General features: G+C 59.9%; 19 protein-coding genes. 10 read left to right on the plus strand and 9 right to left on the minus strand.

Features of this window, described 5'->3' with window-relative positions; genetic code table 11:
• Window positions 1–167: 167 nt before the first annotated feature.
• The 8 genes from AC1DIH_RS23105 to hmpA all read right to left on the minus strand — a co-directional run bounded on the left by AC1DIH_RS23105 (window position 168) and on the right by hmpA (window position 9147).
• A complete protein-coding gene (locus tag AC1DIH_RS23105) occupies window positions 168–1115 on the minus strand; it encodes an IS110 family RNA-guided transposase (RefSeq protein WP_477773424.1) in 948 nt (315 codons plus the stop codon).
• A gap of 379 nt (window positions 1116–1494) precedes the next feature.
• On the minus strand, window positions 1495–2394 hold the full coding sequence (gene cyoE / locus AC1DIH_RS23110) for a heme o synthase (RefSeq protein ID WP_477773425.1): 900 nt from the start codon (window positions 2392–2394) through the stop codon (window positions 1495–1497).
• An 11-nt stretch (window positions 2395–2405) separates the two neighbouring features.
• Window positions 2406–2744, minus strand: coding sequence for a cytochrome o ubiquinol oxidase subunit IV (gene cyoD / locus AC1DIH_RS23115; protein WP_054595736.1), 339 nt, complete (start codon window positions 2742–2744; stop codon window positions 2406–2408).
• Complete coding sequence (locus AC1DIH_RS23120; RefSeq protein WP_054595735.1) at window positions 2745–3371, minus strand: cytochrome o ubiquinol oxidase subunit III; 627 nt, start codon at window positions 3369–3371, stop codon at window positions 2745–2747.
• Window positions 3372–3374: 3 nt separating this feature from the next.
• Entirely contained in the window at window positions 3375–5405 is a 2031-nt protein-coding gene (cyoB, locus tag AC1DIH_RS23125; protein ID WP_477773426.1) for a cytochrome o ubiquinol oxidase subunit I, read from the minus strand.
• A 3-nt stretch (window positions 5406–5408) separates the two neighbouring features.
• Entirely contained in the window at window positions 5409–6353 is a 945-nt protein-coding gene (cyoA, locus tag AC1DIH_RS23130) for a ubiquinol oxidase subunit II (RefSeq protein WP_019693536.1), read from the minus strand.
• An 815-nt stretch (window positions 6354–7168) separates the two neighbouring features.
• Window positions 7169–7678 carry a disulfide bond formation protein B gene (locus AC1DIH_RS23135; protein WP_473218018.1) on the minus strand — a complete coding sequence of 170 codons (510 nt, stop codon included), beginning with the start codon at window positions 7676–7678 and terminating at the stop codon, window positions 7169–7171.
• Window positions 7679–7965: 287 nt separating this feature from the next.
• Window positions 7966–9147, minus strand: a complete 1182-nt coding sequence (gene hmpA, locus AC1DIH_RS23140) for an NO-inducible flavohemoprotein (RefSeq protein ID WP_103319156.1) — start codon at window positions 9145–9147, stop codon at window positions 7966–7968.
• Between the two features lie 158 nt (window positions 9148–9305).
• On the opposite strand from hmpA, the gene norR reads away from it, so the two are divergent.
• The 4 genes from norR (at window position 9306) to AC1DIH_RS23160 (ending at window position 13387) form a co-directional block, all read left to right on the plus strand.
• The gene (gene norR, locus AC1DIH_RS23145) at window positions 9306–10862 is read left to right on the plus strand and encodes a nitric oxide reductase transcriptional regulator NorR (RefSeq protein ID WP_477773427.1); all 1557 of its coding nucleotides are present in this window, start codon (window positions 9306–9308) and stop codon (window positions 10860–10862) included.
• Between the two features lie 281 nt (window positions 10863–11143).
• Window positions 11144–12052, plus strand: coding sequence for a chemotaxis protein CheW (locus AC1DIH_RS23150; RefSeq protein ID WP_477773428.1), 909 nt, complete (start codon window positions 11144–11146; stop codon window positions 12050–12052).
• Between the two features lie 3 nt (window positions 12053–12055).
• Window positions 12056–12538: a GNAT family N-acetyltransferase gene (locus tag AC1DIH_RS23155; RefSeq protein WP_477773429.1), complete on the plus strand. Its 483-nt coding sequence runs from the start codon at window positions 12056–12058 to the stop codon at window positions 12536–12538.
• 99 nt (window positions 12539–12637) lie between these two features.
• Window positions 12638–13387: a YkgJ family cysteine cluster protein gene (locus AC1DIH_RS23160; protein WP_477773430.1), complete on the plus strand. Its 750-nt coding sequence runs from the start codon at window positions 12638–12640 to the stop codon at window positions 13385–13387.
• Between the two features lie 23 nt (window positions 13388–13410).
• Here the strand turns inward: AC1DIH_RS23160 and AC1DIH_RS23165 are convergent, their stop codons facing one another.
• A complete protein-coding gene (locus AC1DIH_RS23165; RefSeq protein WP_477773431.1) occupies window positions 13411–13656 on the minus strand; it encodes a hypothetical protein in 246 nt (81 codons plus the stop codon).
• A 211-nt stretch (window positions 13657–13867) separates the two neighbouring features.
• Here AC1DIH_RS23165 and AC1DIH_RS23170 point away from each other — a divergent pair, with 211 nt between their 5' ends.
• The 6 genes from AC1DIH_RS23170 (at window position 13868) to AC1DIH_RS23195 (ending at window position 22166) form a co-directional block, all read left to right on the plus strand.
• Window positions 13868–15037: an efflux RND transporter periplasmic adaptor subunit gene (locus tag AC1DIH_RS23170; protein ID WP_477773432.1), complete on the plus strand. Its 1170-nt coding sequence runs from the start codon at window positions 13868–13870 to the stop codon at window positions 15035–15037.
• The gene (locus tag AC1DIH_RS23175) at window positions 15034–18129 is read left to right on the plus strand and encodes a multidrug efflux RND transporter permease subunit (RefSeq protein ID WP_477773433.1); all 3096 of its coding nucleotides are present in this window, start codon (window positions 15034–15036) and stop codon (window positions 18127–18129) included. Before AC1DIH_RS23170 ends, AC1DIH_RS23175 begins: the two co-directional genes overlap by 4 nt.
• Before the next feature lie 8 nt (window positions 18130–18137).
• Complete coding sequence (locus AC1DIH_RS23180; RefSeq protein ID WP_145015036.1) at window positions 18138–18815, plus strand: heavy metal response regulator transcription factor; 678 nt, start codon at window positions 18138–18140, stop codon at window positions 18813–18815.
• Complete coding sequence (locus AC1DIH_RS23185; protein WP_477773434.1) at window positions 18805–20169, plus strand: heavy metal sensor histidine kinase; 1365 nt, start codon at window positions 18805–18807, stop codon at window positions 20167–20169. The genes AC1DIH_RS23180 and AC1DIH_RS23185 overlap by 11 nt, the downstream gene beginning before the upstream one ends.
• Window positions 20170–20427: 258 nt before the next feature.
• Window positions 20428–20652 (plus strand): hypothetical protein, encoded by a 225-nt coding sequence (locus AC1DIH_RS23190; protein WP_477773519.1) that lies wholly within the window; start codon window positions 20428–20430, stop codon window positions 20650–20652.
• A 233-nt stretch (window positions 20653–20885) separates the two neighbouring features.
• The gene (locus AC1DIH_RS23195) at window positions 20886–22166 is read left to right on the plus strand and encodes an OprD family porin (protein ID WP_477773520.1); all 1281 of its coding nucleotides are present in this window, start codon (window positions 20886–20888) and stop codon (window positions 22164–22166) included.

Consider the following 22166-nt stretch of genomic DNA (forward strand, 5'->3'; position numbering starts at 1 on the left):
GATCTTGATCCACCCGCCCCTATCGGGAGGCCGAGTGGAGGTGTTCATCAGGGGGTGGGCGCGCAGCGCCGTACGGCGCAGCCGGACACATCGAGAGGAGGTCGTCGCGAAGCAGACCGTAGGCGATGCCCCCTGATGGACACCGGAGCGAGCAACTGTGTTTATCGTCAAGCCGATTTCAGCTCAAATGGCTTTTGATCCCTGAGCATCGCGTTCAGAATTGTCAGCAGCTTTCTCATGCAGGCCACCAACGCCACCTTCCTGGGTTTACCCGCGGCGAGCAAATGCTCATAGAACGCTTTCAATTGCGGGTTCTTCGCTCGGATCATGCCTAAAACCAGCATATACAGCACCCGTCTGACCTCGGTTCTACCACCCCAGATACAACGTTTCCCCTTCCAGGTACCGCTCTCGCGATTGAACGGGGCGACGCCGGCCAACGCGGCGATTTGCTTACGGTTGAGCTTTCCAAGCTCTGGAAGCAACGCCAGCATCGTCCAGCTTCCGACTGGGCCTATTCCTTTGCATTCGCTCAAAAGATCGTAGTTGGCTTGCCATGCGGGGATTTTCTTGACCGCCTCATGAAGCCCCTGATCCGAGGCTCTGAGGCGTTTTTCAAGCCACTCGACATGACCTTTGATGTCTTTGCGCAGGGCCTTGCCCTGTGCTTGTTTCAGTCTCTGCTTTTCAGAAACCAGCATGTCAACCAACTGCCGGCGGCGAATCAGCAGGTTCGCCAACTCCAGCGTTTCCTCCGACGGCGCCTCCCTCAGTTGCGGCTGGCAGCGCTCACCAAATAGCGCCAACAAACTTGCATCAAGCTTATCCGTCTTGGCCAATAGCCCAAGGCTACGACCGAAGTATTTAACCTGGCGTGGATTTACGACAATCGCAGGTAGTTTAGCTACCACCATCTGTGCAAACACCAGACGCTCATAGCCGCCCGTTGCCTCCATAATGATTCGGTGGGGACTGAGCTTGACCAGCGCCTCAACCAAAGCGCCAATCCCTGCCTCGTCATTGCTGTACTGACTGAACTCCTTCGTAGCGCTGACAAAAACGTCCAGCTTGTCCTTCGCAATATCAACCCCTATGAAAACCTGTGGCTGGTCCATAGCGATTCTCCTGTTTCCCGGCCTTGCTAATCGGGCTTTATGCCCAGGCAACTGTTCGGGATGTGGAAGAGAACCTGCTTCGACCCTCGCTCGCTCACGGTTTCGAAACCTAGGGGACCCTCGATCTGAAGCAGGCAATGACAAACTTACAAGGGGACGCCGAGCCTAGGCGAGGTGCCGTACGCTTGGGGTTTTTTTGCTTACTTTTTTTAGGCGCTTGTAAAAAAAGTGAGTCGCCGTCAGGCGAAACCCTAAGTGGCCGTTACCGCAGGAATGGATATGTACACCTGCAAGACATTGGCCGGCTGTCCGGCCGTCATCGCGAGCAGGCTCGCTCCCACAGGTGAACTGAGTACATCCGCAAGAGATAGGCCGGCTGTCAGGCCGCCTTCGCAGGCAAGCCAGCTCCCACAGTTTTGATTGGTGTACATCTGCGGGAGATTGGTCGGCTGTCAAACGCCGTGATGGTGAAAATCGAAAACACGAACAGCTTACGTGCCCAAACCGTGTCATCCACCGCCTTGTAGCCAGTCCACGCCATGTACAACCAGTACATGCCCATGGCCGCCGCAACCGCGAGATAACTCATGCCAGCGTAACCGCTGAACGTCAGCATCAAGGTCGCCACCAGGAACGCCAGGATGTACAGCAGGATGTGCTTCTTCGCCACCTGAATCCCGCGCTTCACCGGCAACACCGGAATCGATGCCGCCAGGTAATCGTTGAAGCGAAAGATCGCGATCGCGTAGGAATGCGGCATCTGCCACAAACTGAACATCACCAGCAGCGTCAGCGCCGCCATGTCGAAGCTATTGCTGACTGCGACATAGCCGATCACCGGCGGCATCGCCCCCGACAGACTGCCCACCAGCGTGCCGTGAACAGACTTGCGCTTGAGGTACAGGCTGTAGAAGCCGACGTAGATGACAAAGCCGATCACCGCGAACAACGCCGCCAGCGGGTTGGCCACGCGATACAGCAAGGCCACGCCGGCGACACCCAGGACGGTCGCGTAAACCAGTGCCAGTTTCAGGGAGATCAGGCCCTGCACCAGCACACGGTTCTTGGTGCGTTCCATCTTCAGGTCGATGTCACGGTCGATGCAGTTGTTGAACACGCAACCCGACGCGACCACCAGGGACGTGCCGATCATCGCAGCCAGGAAAATGGCCAGATCGACATGCCCTTTCGAGGCCAGGAAAAACCCGCCTGCCACAGAAAGCACGTTACCGAAAATGATCCCCGGTTTGGTGATTTGGATAAAGTGCTTTAAGGACATCCGGACTTTCCTCAGTGCGCCATCATGACGGAATGGATGCTGTACATGATCCACAGCGACAGACCGACCAACAGGACGATAACCAGCGCCGCGAAAACAAACGCAATCACGTTGTTACGCTGGGCGGCGGAGCGGTCCAGGTGCAGGAAGTAGACCAGGTGCACCAGCACCTGGATCACTGCGAAGGCCAGTACGATCGCCAGGGTCATGGCTTTCGGCAGGGATGGGTACATCACCAGGCCGAAAGGAATGATGGTCAGGATCACCGACAGGATGAAGCCGATAGCGTAGGACTTGACGCTGCCGTGGCTGTCGTCGTGACTATCGTGTGAGTGAGCTGCGTTAGCCATTTACAGAGTCCCCATCAGGTAAACAACGGTGAATACGCAGATCCACACTACGTCCAGGAAGTGCCAGAACAGGCTCAGGCAGCTCAGACGGGTCTTGTTGGTCGCCGTCAGGCCATTCTTCTGGACCTGATACATCATGATCGCCATCCAGATCAGACCGCTGGTCACGTGCAGACCGTGGGTGCCGACCAGGGTGAAGAACCCGGACAGGAAACCGCTACGGTTCGGACCGAAGCCTTCGGAGATCAGCGTATGGAACTCGTTGATCTCCATGCCGATGAAGCCCAGACCGAACAGGAAGGTGATGGCCAACCAGCCCAGCACCTGAGTCTTCTTGCCTTTGAACAACGCCAGCATGGCGAAGCCGTAGGTGATCGAGCTGAGCAACAGGCAGGCGGTTTCGCCCAACACGTAGGGCAGTTCGAAGATGTCGTGGCCCGACGGGCCACCGGCTACGTTGTTTACCAGTACCGCGTACACCGCGAAGATCGACGCAAACAGAATGCAGTCGGTCATCAGGTAGAGCCAGAAACCGAATACGGTCATCTCGCCCGAGTCGTGGTGATGGTCATCGTGCCCATGGTCATGACCATGGGCGTGTCCAACATTGGTCACTAAGTTCGACATGGTTTAAGCCTGTTCCAACGAGGTTTCAACACGGGTGGCGGTGGCCGGAATCGCTTTGGCCGCAACCAGACGCTTGTGCTGCTCGGCTTCAATGCGCTCGATCACGTCGACCGGCACCATGTAGCCTTGATCATCACGGGCAGCGTGGATCACGAAATAGATCACGGTGCCAGCCAGGCCAAAGATGGCCATCCACCAGATGTGCCAGATCATCGCGAAACCGAACACGGTCAACAGAGCACCCATGACCAGACCGGTCGCGGTGTTGTTTGGCATGTGGATCGGCTCGTACTTGGCCGGAGCCTTGTACGCAGTACCGTTTTCCTTGGCTTCGGTGAACGGGTCGATACCGTCGGCTTTCGGCAGTACAGCGAAGTTGTAGAACGGTGGTGGCGACGAGGTCGACCATTCCAGCGTGTGGGCATTCCACGGGTCGCCGGCTTCGCACATGTTCTGCGGCAGCTTGCGATCACGGATACTCACGTACAACTGGATCAACTGGCAGGCAATACCGAAGGCGATCAGTACCGCACCGACCATTGCCACGTGCAGGTATGGCGTCCACTCAGGGTTGGTGGTGCTGTTCAGACGACGGGTCATGCCCATGAAGCCCAGTACATAGAGCGGCATGAACGCGACGAAGAAGCCCGAGATCCAGAACCAGAACGCTGCCTTGCCCCAACCTTCGTGCAGCTTGAAGCCGAACGCTTTAGGGAAGTAGAAGCCGAAGCCAGCGATGTAGCCGAACACGGCGCCGCCGATGATCACGTTGTGGAAGTGCGCGATCACGAACAGGCTGTTGTGCAGTACGAAGTCAGCACCCGGGATGGCCAGCAGTACGCCGGTCATGCCGCCGATGGCGAAGGTCACCATGAAGCCCAGGGTCCACAGAACCTGGCTGGTGAAACGCAGACGGCCCTGGTAAATGGTGAACAGCCAGTTGAACAGCTTCACCCCGGTCGGGATCGAAATCAGCATCGTCGCCAGACCGAAGAAGGCGTTGACGTTGGCACCCGAACCCATGGTGAAGAAGTGGTGCAGCCAAACCATGAAGCCCAGGATCGAGATCGCGCCGCTGGCGTAGATCATCGAGTGGTGGCCAAACAGTTTCTTGCCGGAGAAGGTCGAGATGACTTCGGAGAAGATCCCGAACGCCGGCAGAATCAGGATGTAAACCTCGGGGTGACCCCAGGCCCAGAACAGGTTGACGTACATCATTGGATTGCCACCAAGTTCATTGGTGAAAATGTGGAAATCCATGTAACGGTCAAGCGTCAGCAGTGCCAGGGTAGCGGTCAGGATCGGGAAGGAAGCGACGATCAGTACGTTGGCCCAGGTGCAGGTCCAGGTGAAGATCGGCATGTCCATCATTTTCATGCCCGGGGTACGCATTTTCAGCACGGTGGCCAGGAAGTTGACCCCCGTCAATGTCGTACCCAGTCCGGACAGTTGTAATGCCCAGATGTAGTAGTCCACACCCACGCCCGGGCTGTAGCCCAGTTCCGACAGCGGTGGATACGCAACCCAACCGGTACGGGCGAATTCGCCGACACCCAGGGACACGTTCACCAGTACCACGCCGGAAACCAGCAGCCAGAAGCTCAGGGAGTTCAGGAACGGGTAGGCAACGTCACGCGCGCCGATCTGCAGCGGCACTGCAAGGTTCATCAGGCCGGTGAAGAATGGCATCGCCATGAAGATGATCATGATCACACCGTGAGCGGTGAAGATCTGGTCATAGTGTTCAGGTGGCAGGTAGCCAGGCGAACCCTCAGTGGCCAGGGCCAGCTGGGAGCGCATCATCACGGCGTCGGCAAAACCACGCAGCAGCATGATCATGGCAACGATGATGTACATCACGCCGATTTTCTTGTGGTCGACCGACGTCAGCCACTCGGTCCACAAATAGGTCCACTTCTTGAAGTAGGTGATTGCAGCAAATACCGCCAGACCACCGAGCGCGATCATGGCGATGGTCACCATCACGATCGGCTCGTGGAACGGGATCGCTTCCCAACTTAATTTACCAAACATCGTTTACTCCTCTGCCCCGGCAGCTGAATGCGAACTCATGTCCATCCCTTCCATACCGGCCACTTCCTTCCCTTCCTTCTCGTGGTGCATCGGCTTGCCCGGTTTCATGCCTTCATACTTGTCGATGATGGTCTGGAACAGGTTCGGCGCGTACGAGGAGTAGAGTTCAACCGGGTTGTTCTGGCTTGGTTTGGAAAGGGCTTCGTATTCAGCTTTTTCAAGCTGTTTAGGTGCCTTCTTGACATCACTGACCCAGGCGTCGAAATCTGCCTGAGAGGTGGCGATTGCTTTGAATTTCATGCCAGTGAAGCCAGCACCGCTGTAGTTGGCGGAGATACCGTCAAACTCGGCATTCTGATTGGCGATCAGGTGCAACTTGGTTTCCATGCCCGCCATCGCGTAGATCTGACCGCCCAGGCCCGGAATGAAGAACGAGTTCATCACGGTGTCGGAGGTGATCTTGAAGTTAACTGGCGTGTTGGCCGGGAACACCATCTTGTTGACGGTGGCGATGCCTTGTTCCGGGTAGATGAACAGCCACTTCCAGTCCATCGCGACCACTTGAATGGTGATCGGCTTGACGTCGGATTCCAGCGGACGGTAAGGGTCCAGCGCGTGGGTCGACTTGTAGGTGACGTAACCCAGGGCAATGATGATCAGGACTGGGACAGCCCACACCGCGATTTCAATCTTGGTGGAGTGCGACCATTTCGGGGTGTAGACGGCGTCCTTGTTGGAAGCGCGGTATTTCCAGGCGAACAGGAAGGTCATGACGATGACCGGAACCACGACCAACAGCATCAGCAGCGTTGCGGTGATGATCAGGTTGCGCTCGTCCAGGCCGACCTGGCCCTTGGGATCGAGCAGGGTCATGTTGCAGCCTCCCAGCAACAGCGTGCCGAGCAGCGGCAATAAGCCTAGTAGTCTGGGGTACCTGTTTTTACTCATCTCACGACCTCTAAAGCAGCTTGCGCAATGCAGTTGGGTTTTGATCGCCAACACTTCACCCTGCCAAGGGTTGGCATTTTTCTTGGATTGAATAAGGGCTTGCCCGTCGCGCGCTAAACGCTGGTCGACACATCCTGGGCTAGCGGTGAGTTCTTATTCGAATTCGTGGTCAAAGGCCTTGTTACAGACCAATTCCATTTGGTGCGGATAGTTGAAAGGCGCCGACACCTGGCGTCGAATGAAGCCCGTTACAGCCCCACGACCACCCCTTGTGCCAAGGAGAGTGCCGCCCCGGAATTTCAGTGCGGGCGATTGTAGATATGTAACGTTGTATAAACCATGTCTCAACTCGAAATAATTTTTATCGGATACCGCAACAATCATTAACGAAATCTGCAAAGATTATCCACGATATCGAGACAGATTCTCAACAACAACCCCGAAAAAACCAGCGCTACTGTCCGCAGTTCAGACAGCTTCAGCTTCTCTCGAAGCATCGCCGACCTCGCGCAAGCCCCCTTGTCACAAGGCCTTTAGCCATTCGTCCGAGCCTGTTAAAACTGCCTGCTGCAACGGATTTGCCGGCTTCCGGAGAGGTCCGTCAGCAAGGTAAATTCCCTGTCAGTTTCAGCGACGACAATCGTCTTTGAAATGAGTTGCGACACCTTGGCTGTGACAACATGTCGCACACGTGTCACACCCTTCTTTGCCGCACGTCACGATCCTTTGACAGACCCGCTGAAACGCAAAGCGCCCCGGCCTCTTTTCGAGGTCCGGGGCGCTTTATTCAAGGCCTGCGGCTGCGGCGAGAAGCCTCAGTTCAGGTGTTTGCGGTTACGCGAAATGAGCAGCGGCACCAGCACCACGGTCAACACGAAGGCCACCAGCGCCCACTGTGCCAGCGACAGGCCGAGGATCGGCGGGTACGGCGTCTCGCAGAAGCCGTCGACCTGGAAACCCAGCGGGAAGATCTTCGCCAGCGGCAAGCCGTCGACAATCGGTTGCAGCACATCGATGCCGCAGCTGACCGCCGGGTAGAACTGCGTATAGACGTGATGCCCGGCCGCTGCAGCGCCCGCGAGGGCGAAGATCACCACCAGACCTTCGAACACGGTGATGCTGCGACGGGTGCGCATGGCGGCACCGATAAAGGCACTGATCGCAATCAGCAACAGCGCATAGCGTTGCAGGATGCACAGCGGGCATGGCGCCTCGCCCAGCACCACTTGCATGTAGAGCGCGCCGCCGATCAGCGCCAGGCAGATGATGCCCAGCAACACCAGGAAGCGCCGCTCACGGCCCAACCGCATCATTTCCTCATTCATCGCGTTTCCCTTCTGACTATCTATTGCTCGCAAGTCTACACGCTGGCCCTGACCTTTGAGAGTCTGGCGCGTGCGGGTGGATAGGGGAATAGACGACAGGCGGGTTAAGAAGGGATTAACTTTCGGGTGTTTTGCAAGATTCGGGACCGTGGTGTGGCCATCGCGAGCAGGCTCGCTCCCACACTGGATCGATGTGAACACACATCGTGCGTACGTCGCAGTTCCAATGTGGGAGCGAGCCTGCTCGCGATGAAGGCGACTCGGTCCCCCGAGTCGCCTTCATCCGCTTACTCCAGCGCAGCAGCCGGGCCGAAGAACTCGTAGCGGCTCTGTTTCTCCGGAACACCCAAGGCCTTGAGGTGGCGCTTGATCGCGGCCATGAAGCCTTTCGGGCCGAGGAAGTAAGCGTCCAGGTCGCGCTCTTGCGGCAACCAGTCCGCCAACAGCTCCTGACTCAACAGCCCGACCTTGTCCGCCGCCGGGCTGACGCCGTCATCTTCGGCGTAGCAGTAGAAGCGCTTGAGTTGCGGGTGACGCTCGGCCAGGCCGTCGATCCAGTCGCGGAAGGCATGCACGCCACCGTTACGCGCACAGTGGATAAAGTGCACCGGACGCTCGGTGGCCAGCGCCGCTTCGAGCATCGGCAGGGTTGGCGTGATGCCGACGCCGCCGCTGATCAGCACCAGCGGTTTATCGCTGGCGGTCAGGGTGAACTCACCCGCAGGCGGGAACAGCAGGATGCTCGCGCCGACGTGGAGCTGGTCATGCAGGTAATTCGAGGCACGACCGCCCTCTTCGCGCTTGACGCTGATGCGGTACTGACCGTTGTCGCCCAGGGACGACAGCGAGTAGTTGCGGCGGATTTCTTCGCCGTCGAGGATCAGTTTCATGCCGATGTACTGACCCGGTTCTGCCGCGAGAATCGGCCCCTTGTCCGCTGGTTCAAAGTAGAACGAGGTGATTTCCGCGCTCTCTTCCACACGCTTGGCCAACTTGAATTCCCGCGCCCCGCGCCAGCCGCCGACCGCTGCGGCCTTCTGGTCGTAGATCGCGGTTTCGGCGCCGATCAAAATGTCGGCCAGTTGGTTGTAGGCGGCGCCCCAGGCGCTCATCACTTCGGGCGTGGCGATCTCGTCACCCAGCACTTCGGAAATCGCCCGCAGCAGACAGGCGCCGACAATCGGGTAATGCTCCGGCAGGATTTGCAGGGCAACGTGCTTGTTGATGATCTTCGCCACCAGGTCGCCCAACTGGTCGAGCTGATCGATGTGCCGCGCATACATCAGCACCCCGCGAGCCAAGGCCCGTGGCTGGTCGCCGCTGGCCTGGTGCGCCTGGTTGAACAGCGGACGAACCTCTGGGTACTCGGAGAGCATCATGCGGTAGAAGTGAGTAATCAGGGCTTCGCCACCGCTTTCCAACAGCGGTACGGTGGATTTGACGATGGCACGGTCTTGAGCGCTAAGCATTAAGGGGGTACTCCTGAACGACTGGGTTTATAGTTTTCTACCCATGACGTATCAGTTTCTGTGCCAACAATTAAAACCATATAAATCAATAACTTAATAAACATGTAGTCATAACGACACAAGCGGATTTATAGTCACCTCGACTACATGGAGTCAATATGACTGCAAAACCCTTGCTCACCGCGTTGCTGCCGCTGGTCTCCGACCTTTCCCGCGAACTGCCCGAAGGCGAGCGTTACCGGCGCCTGCTCGAAGCCATGCGCGCCCTGCTCCCCTGCGATGCCGCCGCCCTGCTGCGGCTCGACGGTGAATGGCTGGTGCCGCTGGCGGTGGATGGCCTGAGCACCGACACCCTGGGGCGGCGCTTCAAGGTCAGCGAACACCCGCGCTTTGAAGCATTGCTCAGCCGCTCGGAGCCGACGCGCTTCCCCAGCGACAGCACCTTGCCCGACCCTTATGACGGTTTGGTCGACGGCCACGGCGACCACCTGGAAGTCCACGACTGCATGGGCTGCCCGCTGTTTATCGATGAGCGTCCATGGGGCTTGCTGACCCTCGATGCGCTGGACCCGGAGCGCTTCGAACCGATCGAGCTGGACGCCTTGCAAGCCTTTGCCAGCCTCGCCGCCGCCACGGTCAACGCCGCCGAGCGTATCGAACGGCTGGCCAATCGCGCAGAAGATGAACACCAGCGCGCCGAGGTCTATCGCCAGGCCAGCGGTCAGCAGAACCGCGAAATGATCGGCCAGAGCAAAGCGCACAAACGCTTGGTGGAAGAAATCAACCTGGTCGGCGGCAGCGACCTGACCGTGCTGATCACCGGCGAAACCGGGGTCGGTAAAGAGTTGGTGGCCCAGGCGATCCACGCCGCTTCACCGCGTGCCGACAAACCGATCATCAGCCTCAACTGCGCCGCGCTGCCTGACACGCTGGTGGAAAGCGAACTGTTCGGCCACGTGCGCGGCGCCTTCACCGGGGCGCTGAACGATCGGCGTGGCAAATTTGAACTGGCCAATGGCGGCACGCTGTTTCTCGATGAAGTGGGCGAGTTGTCGCTGGCGGTGCAGGCCAAATTGCTCCGTGTGCTGCAAAGCGGTCAGTTGCAACGCCTGGGTTCGGACAAGGAACATCAGGTTGACGTGCGCCTGATCGCCGCGACCAACCGTGACCTGGCCGAAGAAGTGCGCAGCGGTCGCTACCGCGCCGACTTCTACCATCGCCTCAGCGTCTACCCGCTGCTGGTGCCGGCGCTGCGTGATCGCGGTCGGGATGTGTTGTTGCTCAGCGGTTACTTTCTTGAACAGAACCGCTCGCGGATGGGCCTCAACAGCCTGCGCCTGAGCAGCGACGCCCAAGCGGCATTGCTGGCCTACAGCTGGCCGGGCAACGTCCGTGAGCTGGAGCACTTGATTGGTCGCAGTGCCTTGAAAGCGCTGGGCAACTCGCGGGAACGGCCAAAGATTCTCAGCTTGAGCGCGGCAGATCTGGACTTGCCCCACACGCCCCTCGAATCGCCCCCGGCGCCAGCCAGCATTGAACCGCTGCCCACCGCAGAAGTGTTCGGCGACCTGCGCCAGGCCACCGAGAACTATCAACGCCAGTTGATCACCGCTTGTCTTGAGCGCCATCAAAACAACTGGGCCAGCGCCGCCCGTGAGCTAGGCTTGGACCGGGCGAACCTTGGGCGGATGGCCAAAAGATTAGGCATGAAATGAAGCGATCCCCGTAGCAGCTGCCGAAGGCTGCGTTCGGCTGCGTAGCAGTCGTAAACCCTGGGTACGCGGTGTAACAGATATAACGCGGTGCCCGGTTAAGCGAGGACTCCGGTCGAGCGCGACCCCGGCCCGAACGCAGCCTTCGGCAGCTGCTACGGGAGTTACGCCGATCAGGAAACCGGGATCAGTCCTAAAGCCTGCCCCGCTGACGTCGATAACCCGATATCAATAGTTGCTGGCGATCCAACTATCGCCCGTCACCTTTTCCACAGAAGGTTTTTATGTCCTCCAACAAAGCCCGCGCAGATTCACTTTCGCTTCTGCTCTTTACCTTGCGCAGTGGCAAGCTGATGGCGATCAACCTGCTGAAAGTCAGTGAAATCATCCCCTGCCCGCCGCTGACCAGGCTGCCGGAGTCGCACCCGCACGTCAAAGGCATCGCCACCCTGCGCGGTGCTTCGCTGTCGGTCATCGACCTGAGCCGGGCGATCGGCGAGCGGCCACTGGTGGACCCGGACGGCGGCTGCCTGATCGTCACCGACATCAGCCGCTCCAAACAGGGCCTGCACGTACAAGCGGTAAGCAAGATCGTCCATTGCCTGACCACCGACATCCGCCCGCCGCCCTACGGCTCCGGGGGCGTGCGTTCGTACATCACCGGCGTAACCTCGGTCGACGGCACGCTGGTGCAGGTGCTCGACATCGAAAAAGTCATCCACGGCATCGCCCCGGCGCAGATCGAAATGGCCCCGACCGAACTGAGCATGGAAGACGCCGAAGTATTGGGCAACGCACGCATTCTGGTGGTCGATGACAGCCAGGTGGCGCTGCAACAATCGGTACACACCCTGCGCAACCTCGGCCTGCAATGCCACACCGCACGCAGCGCCAGGGAAGCCATCGACTGCCTGTTGGACCTGCAAGGCACTGCGCAGCAGATCAACCTGATTGTCTCGGACATCGAAATGTCCGAGATGGACGGTTACGCGTTCACCCGAACCCTGCGTGAAACCCCGGATTTTTCCCACCTCTATATCCTGCTGCACACCTCGCTGGACAGTGCGATGAACAGCGAAAAAGCCCGTCTGGCCGGGGCGAACGGGGTGCTGACCAAGTTCTCTTCGCCAGAGCTGACCAAATGCCTGATCACCGCCGCAAAAGCCGTCGCGCAGCAAGAACAAGGTCACTGAGCCTTGGCTGAGGAGTATTGCCTGCTGCTGCGGCGCGACCTCGCCGGGGTGTTGCCGCCAGTCGTCTGGCCGGATGGCATCCGGCTGAGCCTCTATCGCCCGCAATTGGCCAACGCCGTTCATGAGGTGATGGAACAGGGTTATCAACACGGCGGCGGTCGAGTACCGGCGCTGGAGGTGTGGCGCGAGCGCTTTGAAAGCGATGCCGAATATGACCCGGCGCTGTGTTTCATCGCCTCGGATGCCCAAGGCATTGTTGGCGTGGCCCAGTGCTGGACCAGCGCCTACATCAAGAACCTGGTGGTGCATCCACGGGCTCAGGGCCAAGGCTTGGGACGGGCGTTGCTGTTGCATGCCTTCAGTGTGTTTCAACAGCGGCGCGAAGGGTTTGTTGATCTGAAGGTGCTGGAAGACAACCAGCGCGCTCGGTGCCTGTATGAAAGCGCCGGGATGCGCATGGTTCGCCGCGAGCTGGTTCCAGACTGATAATCGCGGCCCGCAACTGGCGCACAACTTGCTTTGGCCCCCTCCCTCGCGGTGGTTTTTCGTCATCGCTGACGCCCCTGGAATGTGACCGGTCGCCTAATGAATACGACGTTTTCCTGCGTAGGTTGTGGCAAATGCTGCAGCGACCACCATGTACCCCTGACCCTCGCCGAGGCCCGAATGTGGGCGGCTGACGGCGGGGCCGTGATCGTGCTGGTGGAAGGTTTTCTCGGTAATGGCCTGGGCCTTCCGGCCTTGCAACGCGAGCACGCCGAACGCCGTTCCGTGGTGGTGCCCAGCGGCGCGAGCCAGGCCCATGTGGCGATCACCTTCGCCGCGTACAACGCCGGCCCCTGCCGGAATCTTGACGAAGACAACCTCTGCCGCATCTACGAGCGCCGGCCGTTGGTGTGCCGCATCTACCCGATGGAAATCAATCCGCACATTCCGCTGACGCCAACGGCCAAGGACTGCCCGCCCGAATCGTGGGAGCAAGGTCCTGCGTTGATCGTCGGCGGTCAGTTGGTTGATCAGGCATTGGCCGATCTGATCCAGCGCTCGCGTCAGGCAGACCGCGACGATGTTCAGGCCAAGGAAGCGATTTGCCAACGGCTGGGGATTCGCACCACGGCGCTCAAGGGTGACGGGTTTACCGCCTACCTGCCGGACATGGCCGCGTTTGCCTCGGCAATTGATCAGGCCCTGGAAGCGCCGTTGCCAGGTTCGGCCAGTGAATGGCAGTTCCATGTGTCGGGCAACGACATCGCTGAGCAAGTGCAGGCCGCTGGTGCGAACGTGGTCACGGCAGAGCCGCTGAACTATGCGTTTATCTCGTTGCGCGCGGCCTGAGATTTATAACTGAGCGGAGCGACTCAGCGCTTGCCCATCGAGCGACGGGTGCCAGGAGGCGCTGCGCCCGGGACCTTGGTGTGGCCGTTCTTGGCGCCGTTCTTGTACCACGGCTGGCTGGCGTTTTTGGCGGAGCCCAACTCGCCCGGTTTGAACGGGAACTTGAAGGCCGGAATCACCGCTTTGGTTTCGCTGTCGGCGCTGGAGTCGACGCTGTCTGGCAGGTCAGCCTGTTCGTCAGCAGCAGGCGCTTGTATCGGGGAAGTCATGAATGCTCCGGGTGTTACAGTGAGTCGGGCCCGATGGGTGGGCCGCGAAAGGCCGGCAGTATACCTGCGTGCCCGCGATCTTTAACCTCCCGACGCATGAATGGTCACCTTTGCTGACAGCCCTGTCAGTTAGCCGTCACCCTGCTGACCGCAACGAAAGACTATAACTAGGCCATTATTCTCCGTCCTTTTGCCCCGGCGTTCGATGCTCATGCCCATTCCAGGAAAAAAACTGCTGATCGCCGCACTGCTGGTGACGGTCACTGCCGTGGCCATTGGCGTTGCGATCAAACCGGCGACGAGCAAACTCTCGGCCCCCACCGCGGTTCCGGTGCGGGTGGTCAGCGTCGTCGAACGCGATGTGCCGCGCTATGTCAGTGGGATTGGCTCGGTGCTGTCGTTGCACAGTGTGGTCATCCGTCCGCAGATCGACGGCATCCTCACCCGGCTACTGGTCAAGGAAGGTCAGTTGGTGAAGGCCGGTGACCTGCTGGCAACTATCGACGATCGCTCGATCCGCGCCAGCCTCGATCAGGCCCGTGCGCAATTGGGCGAAAACCAGGCGCAGTTGCAGGTCGCCGAGGTCAATCTCAAACGCTACAAATTGCTGAGTGTCGATGACGGGGTTTCCAAACAGACCTACGACCAGCAACAAGCCCTGGTCAATCAGTTGAAAGCCACCGCGCAGGGCAATCAGGCGGCCATCGATGCGGCGCAGGTGCAGCTCTCCTACACACAGATTCGCTCGCCGGTAACGGGTCGCGTCGGTATTCGCACTGTGGATGAAGGCAACTTCCTGCGCATGAGCGATACCCAGGGATTGTTCTCCGTCACCCAGATCGACCCGATTGCCGTCGAGTTCGCCCTGCCGCAGCAAATGCTGCCGACCCTGCAACGGCTGATCAGTGCAACCCCGCCGGCTGACGTGAATGCCTACCTCGGCGCCGACACCAATGGCCAGACCGGCGACCTGCTCGGCGAAGGTCATCTGACGCTCATCGACAACCAGATCAATGCCAACACCGGGACCATTCGCGCCAAGGCCGAATTCAGCAACGCCGGGCAAAAACTCTGGCCCGGGCAACTGGTGACCCTCAAGATCCAGACCGCCCTCGACAAGCATGCGCTGGTGGTGCCGCCGTCTGTGGTCCAGCGCGGGCTGGATCAGCATTTCGTTTACCGGGTCAACGGCGACAAGGTCGAATCGGTTCCGGTGCAAATGGTCTATCAGGACAGCGGGCTGAACATCATCACAGGGGTAAAGGCCGGTGATGTGCTGGTCAGCGATGGTCAGTCGCGGCTCAAGCCCGGGGCCAGCGTGCAGATTCTCGGCGAGCCGCCAGCGCTTACGCAAAGCACTGCGGCGGAGCAACAGCCATGAAAATCCATGGCGGCATTTCGGCCTGGTGCATTGACCATCCGGTCGCCACGGCACTGCTGACCTTCGCCCTGGTGCTGCTGGGCCTGATCGCCTTCCCTCGCCTGCCCGTCGCCCCTTTGCCGGAAGCCGAGTTCCCGACCATTCAAGTCGCCGCGCAGTTGCCCGGCGCCAGCCCCGATACCATGGCTTCGTCGGTGGCGACACCGTTGGAGGTGCAATTCAGCGCCATCCCCGGCATGACCCAGATGACCTCCAGCAGTGCCTTGGGTTCGACCAACCTGACCCTGCAATTCACCCTCAACAAAAGCATCGATACCGCTGCGCAGGAAGTTCAGGCCGCGATCAACACCGCTGCCGGCAAACTGCCCAAGGACATGCCGACGCTGCCGACCTGGCGCAAGGTCAACCCGTCCGACAGCCCGGTGCTGATCCTCAGCGTCAGTTCGACGCAAATGCCCGGCACCGAACTCAGCGACTACGCCGAAACCCTGCTGGCGCGGCAACTGAGCCAGATCGACGGCGTCGGCCAGATCTACATCACCGGCCAGCAACGTCCGGCGATCCGGGTCCAGGCCTCGGCCGACAAACTCGCCGCCATCGGCCTGACCCTGGCCGATGTGCGCCTGGCCATTCAGAAAACCAGCCTCAACCTGGCCAAGGGTGCGCTGTACGGTGAGTCGAGCATTTCCACACTGTCGACCAACGATCAGTTGTTCCATCCCGACGAGTACGGCCAGCTCATCGTCTCCTACAAGAACGGCGCACCGGTCCAGCTCCGGGACATCGCCACCGTGGTCAGCGGCTCGGAAGACGCCTACGTCCAGGCCTGGTCCGGCGATCGGCCGGGGGTCAACCTGGTGATCCTGCGGCAACCGGGCGCGAACATCGTCGACACCGTGGACCGGATTCAAGCCGCGTTGCCGGGCCTGCAAGCGATGCTTCCGGCGTCGATTCAGGTCAACGTGCTGATCGACCGGACCCAGACCATCCGCGCTTCGCTGCATGAAGTGGAAGTCACCCTGCTGATCGCGGTCCTGCTGGTGGTCGCAGTGATGGCGCTGTTCCTGCGCCAGTGGTCGGCGACGCTGATCGTTTCCAGCGTACTCGGGGTCTCGCTGATCGCCAGTATCGCGCTGATGTACATCATGGGCTTTAGCCTGAACAACCTGACGCTGGTGGCGATCGTCATTTCCGTGGGGTTTGTGGTCGACGATGCGATTGTGGTGGTAGAGAACATCCACCGCCACCTGGAGGCTGGCGACGGCATGCGCGAGGCGGCGATCAAGGGCGCTGGCGAGATCGGTTTTACCGTGGTCTCGATCAGCTTCTCGCTGGTGGCGGCGTTCATTCCGCTGCTGTTCATGGGCGGCGTGGTCGGTCGGTTGTTCAAGGAGTTCGCCCTGACCGCCACCTCGACCATCATGATTTCGGTGGTGGTGTCGTTGACCCTGGCACCGACCATGGCCGCCCTGTTCATGCGTGCGCCGGTACACGATGCCCACGCCAAACCCGGTTTCGGTGAACGCCTGCTGGCGCTGTATGAACGCGCACTGCGCCGCGCACTCGCCCATCAGAAACTGATGCTGGGGATCTTCAGCCTGACGCTGTGCATGGCGGTTGCCGGCTACGTGTTTATCCCCAAGGGTTTCTTCCCGATACAGGACACCGGCTTTATCCTCGGCACCACCGAAGCCGCCGCCGACGTGTCGTTTCCGGAGATGGTGAAAAAGCACCAGGCCCTGGCTGACATCGTCGCCGCCGACCCGGCAGTGCAGACCTTCTCCCACTCGGTGGGCGTGTCCGGCAGCAACCAGACCATCGCCAACGGGCGCTTCTGGATCTCCTTGAAAAAACGTGGCGACCGCGATGTGTCCGCCAGCGCGTTCATCGACCGGATCCGTCCGCAACTGCTGAAGGTCCCGGGCATTGTGCTGTACCTGCGCGCCGGGCAAGACATCAACCTCAGCTCCGGCCCCAGCCGCGCCCAGTATCAATACGTGCTCAAGAGCAACGACGGTCCGACACTGAACCTCTGGACCCAGCGCCTGACCGAAAAACTGCGCAGCATCCCGGCATTCCGCGACATTTCCAACGACCTGCAACTGGGCGGCAGCATCACCCACATCCACATCGACCGTGCCGCGGCGGCGCGCTTCGGGCTGACCGCCAGCGATGTCGACGAAGCGCTTTATGACGCCTTCGGCCAACGGCAGGTCAACGAGTTCCAGACCGAAATCAACCAGTACAACGTGATTCTCGAACTCGACACCCGCCAGCGCGGCAAGGCCGAAAGCCTCGCCTATTTCTACCTGCGCTCGCCGCTGAGTGGCGAGATGGTGCCGTTGTCGGCGCTGGCCCGTTTCGATGCGCCGACCATCGGCCCGTTGTCCATCGCCCACGACGGCATGTTCCCGGCCGCTAACCTGTCGTTCAACCTCGCGCCTGGCGTGGCCTTGGGTGATGCGGTGATTTTGCTCAACCAGGCGAAGAACGACATCGGCATGCCCGCCTCGGTCAACGGCAACTTCCAGGGCGCGGCCCAGGCATTCCAGAGTTCGCTGGCCAGCCAGCCGTGGCTGATTCTGGCGGCGCTGGTGGCGGTGTACATCATTCTTGGCGTGCTCTATGAGAGCTTCGTGCACCCGCTGACGATCATCTCGACCTTGCCTTCGGCCGGTCTCGGCGCCTTGATATTGCTGTGGATCCTCGGCCAGGACTTCTCGATCATGGCGCTGATCGGCCTGGTGTTGCTGATCGGTATCGTCAAGAAGAACGGTATCCTGATGATCGACTTCGCCCTCGACGCCCAGCGCAATCGCGGGCTGTCCCCGCAAGAAGCAATTTTCGAGGCATGCCTCACGCGGTTCCGGCCGATCATGATGACCACCCTCGCCGCCCTGCTCGGCGCGCTGCCGCTGATGCTCGGCTACGGCACCGGCGCCGAACTGCGCCAACCGCTGGGGATCGCGGTGGTCGGCGGTTTGCTGGTCAGCCAGGCGCTGACGCTGTTTACCACGCCAGTCATATACTTATGGCTTGAGCGGGTGTTCCATCGCTCCACACCAGCGCCTGCGCTGGCGACCACAGACTGAGGCGGGTCATGCGCGTTCTGATTATCGAAGACGAAGAGAAAACCGCGGATTATCTGTACCGCGGCCTGACCGAACAGGGTTACACCGTGGACCGTGCCCCGGACGGGGTCGAAGGTCTGCACCTGGCGCTCGAAAACGATTACGCGGTGATCATCCTCGATGTGATGCTGCCGGGTCTCGACGGCTACGGCGTGCTGCGCGCCCTGCGTGCCCGCAAACAGACCCCGGTGATCATGCTCACCGCCCGCGAGCGCGTGGAAGACCGGATCAAAGGCCTGCGCGACGGTGCCGACGATTATCTGGGCAAACCCTTTTCGTTTCTCGAACTGGTCGCCCGCCTGCAAGCGCTGACCCGCCGCAGCGGTGGCCACGAGCCGGTGCAAGTGACCATTGCCGACCTGTGGATTGACCTGATCAGCCGCAAGGCCACCCGCGCCGGTACGCGGCTGGACCTGACTGCCAAGGAGTTCTCGCTGCTCAGCGTGCTGGCCCGGCGTCAGGGCGAAATCCTCTCGAAAACCGCGATTGCCGAGATGGTCTGGGACATCAATTTCGACAGCGACGCCAACGTCGTCGAAGTCGCGATCAAGCGCCTGCGGGCGAAGATCGACGGGCCGTTCGAAGAGAAACTGCTGCACACCATTCGCGGCATGGGTTATGTGCTGGAGAGCCGCAGTGCCTCGTAACTCCATAGCCCTGCGCCTGAGCGGCATGTTCACGCTGGTGGCGGCGCTGGTGTTTCTGTTGATCGGCTGGGCGCTGTATCAACAGGTCGAAAAGGGTTTGGCGCTGTTGCCGGCAGCCGAACTGGATGCGCGCTACAGCGTGCTCGAATCCACGGTCGGACGCTTTGGTACGCCAGAGCACTGGGTGAAGATCAACAACAAACTCAAGCTGCTGGGCGAAGAAGACAAGCGCATCAGTTTCTGGATCATCAGCGGCGATGCCAACTACGAATACGGCAACATCACCCCGCAGATCCGCGCCTTGGCGCAAGGGCCAACCGGCAAGCGCGACGTCCAGCTGCCGGAGCAGTCCTATCCGATGAAAGTGCTGGTCAGCCAGTTTCCGGCCAAGGACCAGCGCCCACCGTTGCGCTTCATGATCGGCATCGACACGCAAACCTTCTATGAGACCCAGCATCACTTGCTGATCGCCTTGATCAGCCTGGCGATCATCGGCGTACTGCTGGCCTCGGCGCTGGGTTACTGGGTGGCGCGAATCGGCCTCAAACCGTTGATCAAGTTGTCTCAGGAAGCTCAACGACTGGCACCGCCGCTGCTGTCCTCACGGCTGCAACTGTCGCCGTTGCCGCCGGAACTCAATCAGTTCGTCAACTCGTTCAACGAGACGCTGGAGCGGGTCGAACAAGCCTATACGCGACTTGAATCGTTCAACGCCGATGTCGCCCACGAACTGCGCTCGCCGCTGACCAACCTGATCGGCCAGACCCAGGTTGCCCTGACCCGTGGGCGCTCGGCAGAGCACTACTTCGAAGTGCTGCAATCGAACCTCGAAGAACTCGAACGGTTGCGCTCGATCATCAACGACATGCTGTTTCTGGCCAGCGCCGACCAAGGCAGCAAGGCCACCAAACTGACCACCACCTCGCTTGCGGACGAAGTCGCCACCACCCTCGACTACCTGGATTTCATCCTCGAAGACGCTCAGGTCAAGGTTCAAGTCAGCGGTGATGCCCAGGTGCAGATCGAAATCGCCCACCTGCGCCGGGCGCTGATCAATCTGCTGAACAACGCCGTGCAGCACACGGCTCCCGGCCAGGTGATTCGGGTGCAGATCGATGTTCAGGAGCATCAGGTCAGTATCGGCGTCACCAACCCCGGTGAGCCCATCGCCAGTGAACATCTGCCGCGCTTGTTCGAGCGCTTCTACCGGGTCGACGCCTCGCGCAGCAACAGCGGCGCCAATCATGGCCTGGGGCTGGCCATCGTCAAGGCGATTGCGCTGATGCACGGCGGCAATGTGTTTGTGCGCAGCGATAACGGCGTGAACACGTTCGGGATCTATTTGCCGATTTGATTCCTGTGGCGAGCGAGCTTGCTCGCGCTGGGCTGCGAAGCGGCCCCAATACAATCAACCGTGTTTAATCAGATATACCTCCTGCCCCGAATTACGACTGCTACGCAGCCGAGCGCGAGCAAGCTCGCTCGCCACAGGTCGGTGCGACTGTTGCTCTTGATGCAACAGTCCTTTATGCAATCCGCTCTTTTTCCCGCCACCCAAGACCTTTACCTTGGCCACACCAAACAGTACTTGCCAAGCAAGAAGGTTTTCCAAATGTCCAACAGTATGGGTATTGCCAGCGCTTTCATTTTGTCGTCCTTGTTCCTGTCGCCGTTCGCCATGGCTGAAGAGTCGCCGGCATTTGTCGCGCATAATGCGGCGCGTGCCGCAGCCTTCGACAAGGCCCAGGCTGAACTGACCGCAAAATCACAGAAACCTGAGCAAACCCGGCAAACATCAGCTGATCAGGCTCAACCACAGGTTGGAAAAGACAGCTGATCGGCAACACCACTCAGTTTCCCTCGACACTTCTCAGGGCTCTTTCCCTTGAAAAGTTGTCTTCAAGCCGCTGCTATCAGCGGCTTTTTTTCGTTGTGTATTTGTCAGGCATTCCTTCGTTATTACCCAATAAGAAACCCCCGGATTATTAACTATAACAACGCTTGTTATTGACCCAAGGAGCGGTATCCCGCGTGAGCATCACCCTCAAACTCAGTCCGCTATTCATTGCAATGGCCGCAACGATGGCCGCAAACGTCCAGGCCGCCGACGATTCCCGCCGCGAAGGTTTCGTTGAAGGTGCAAGCCTTAAACTCAATGCCCGCAACTACTACCTGAACCGCAACCGTCAGCAGCAGACTAACGACAACATTGAATGGGGCCAGGGTTTCCTCGGTCTCTTCGAATCGGGCTACACCCAGGGCCCGGTCGGTTTTGGCGTGGACGCCAACGCCATGCTCGGGCTCAAACTCGACGGTGGCGGCGGCACCGGTGGTTCGAGCATCCTGCCGATCAGCGATGACAACGGCAAAGCACCGGGCTCGTTTTCAAGCGCTGGCGGCGCCCTGAAAATGCGCGCCCTGGACACCGAGCTGAAAGCCGGCGACCTGTTCCTCAACAACCCGGTAATCGCCGGCGGCATGAGCCGCATGCTGCCGCAGACCTTTCGTGGCGTCAGCCTGACCAACCACAGCTTCGACGGCTGGCTGATCGAGGGCGGCCAGGCGAGCTTCACCAAGCCTTACAACCAGAGCGGACACCAGCGCATCGGGACGTCCTACGGCAAACTGGCGGACGGCGACAAAAGCCAGCACCTGAACTGGGCCGGTGTGGCCTGGAGCGGTCTGCCGGGCCTGACCAGCAGCCTCTATGCGTCCGAGCTCAAGGACATCTGGAACCAGTACTACTACGACCTGGACTACACCTACGCGGTCAACGAACTGGTCAGCCTCAACCCGGGCCTGCACTACTATCACACCCAGGACACTGGCGACGCACTGCTCGGCAAAATCGACAACAACACCTACAGCCTGCACTTCACCGTGGGCGTCGGTAGTCACAGCGTCACCGCCGCTTACCAGCGCGTGAACGGCAACACGCCGTTCGACTACATCGCCCAGGGCGACAGCATCTTCCTCGACAACTCGCAGCAGTATTCGGACTTCAACGGCCCGAACGAGCGTTCGTGGAAGCTCAAGTACGCCTATGATTTCGCTGGCGTCGGCGTGCCGGGCCTGACCTCGGCCGTGTCGTATTCGCGTGGCACGCTGGACCTGAGCAAGGTCGACCCGAACAGTCGCGGTTATGCCAGCTTCTATAACGAAGCGGGTAAAAATGCCAAACACTGGGAGCGTGATGTCGATCTCAAGTACGTGGTCCAGGGCGGTACGGCCAAGGATCTGGCGGTGCGTCTGCAATGGGCCACCAACCGTGGCGGCAACGGCTATGGTGCGCTGGATACCGACACCGATGAATACCGGGTGATCGTCGACTACCCACTGAACGTTTTCTGA

This window comes from Pseudomonas sp. 05N36, from assembly GCF_056397385.1.

What these genes read in the sequence shown, in the direction of transcription:
- AC1DIH_RS23175 (WP_477773433.1), top strand. Translation starts at nt 15,034, where the DNA reads ATGAAAATCCATGGCGGCATTTCGGCCTGGTGCATTGACCATCCGGTC.
- norR (WP_477773427.1), top strand. Translation starts at nt 9,306, where the DNA reads ATGACTGCAAAACCCTTGCTCACCGCGTTGCTGCCGCTGGTCTCCGAC.
- AC1DIH_RS23105 (WP_477773424.1), bottom strand. Translation starts at nt 1,115, where the DNA reads ATGGACCAGCCACAGGTTTTCATAGGGGTTGATATTGCGAAGGACAAG.
- hmpA (WP_103319156.1), bottom strand. Translation starts at nt 9,147, where the DNA reads ATGCTTAGCGCTCAAGACCGTGCCATCGTCAAATCCACCGTACCGCTG.
- cyoD (WP_054595736.1), bottom strand. Translation starts at nt 2,744, where the DNA reads ATGGCTAACGCAGCTCACTCACACGATAGTCACGACGACAGCCACGGC.
- AC1DIH_RS23190 (WP_477773519.1), top strand. Translation starts at nt 20,428, where the DNA reads ATGTCCAACAGTATGGGTATTGCCAGCGCTTTCATTTTGTCGTCCTTG.
- AC1DIH_RS23180 (WP_145015036.1), top strand. Translation starts at nt 18,138, where the DNA reads ATGCGCGTTCTGATTATCGAAGACGAAGAGAAAACCGCGGATTATCTG.
- cyoB (WP_477773426.1), bottom strand. Translation starts at nt 5,405, where the DNA reads ATGTTTGGTAAATTAAGTTGGGAAGCGATCCCGTTCCACGAGCCGATC.
- AC1DIH_RS23170 (WP_477773432.1), top strand. Translation starts at nt 13,868, where the DNA reads ATGCCCATTCCAGGAAAAAAACTGCTGATCGCCGCACTGCTGGTGACG.
- AC1DIH_RS23165 (WP_477773431.1), bottom strand. Translation starts at nt 13,656, where the DNA reads ATGACTTCCCCGATACAAGCGCCTGCTGCTGACGAACAGGCTGACCTG.
- cyoE (WP_477773425.1), bottom strand. Translation starts at nt 2,394, where the DNA reads ATGTCCTTAAAGCACTTTATCCAAATCACCAAACCGGGGATCATTTTC.
- AC1DIH_RS23160 (WP_477773430.1), top strand. Translation starts at nt 12,638, where the DNA reads ATGAATACGACGTTTTCCTGCGTAGGTTGTGGCAAATGCTGCAGCGAC.
- AC1DIH_RS23195 (WP_477773520.1), top strand. Translation starts at nt 20,886, where the DNA reads ATGGCCGCAACGATGGCCGCAAACGTCCAGGCCGCCGACGATTCCCGC.
- AC1DIH_RS23150 (WP_477773428.1), top strand. Translation starts at nt 11,144, where the DNA reads ATGTCCTCCAACAAAGCCCGCGCAGATTCACTTTCGCTTCTGCTCTTT.
- AC1DIH_RS23135 (WP_473218018.1), bottom strand. Translation starts at nt 7,678, where the DNA reads ATGAATGAGGAAATGATGCGGTTGGGCCGTGAGCGGCGCTTCCTGGTG.
- cyoA (WP_019693536.1), bottom strand. Translation starts at nt 6,353, where the DNA reads ATGAGTAAAAACAGGTACCCCAGACTACTAGGCTTATTGCCGCTGCTC.
- AC1DIH_RS23120 (WP_054595735.1), bottom strand. Translation starts at nt 3,371, where the DNA reads ATGTCGAACTTAGTGACCAATGTTGGACACGCCCATGGTCATGACCAT.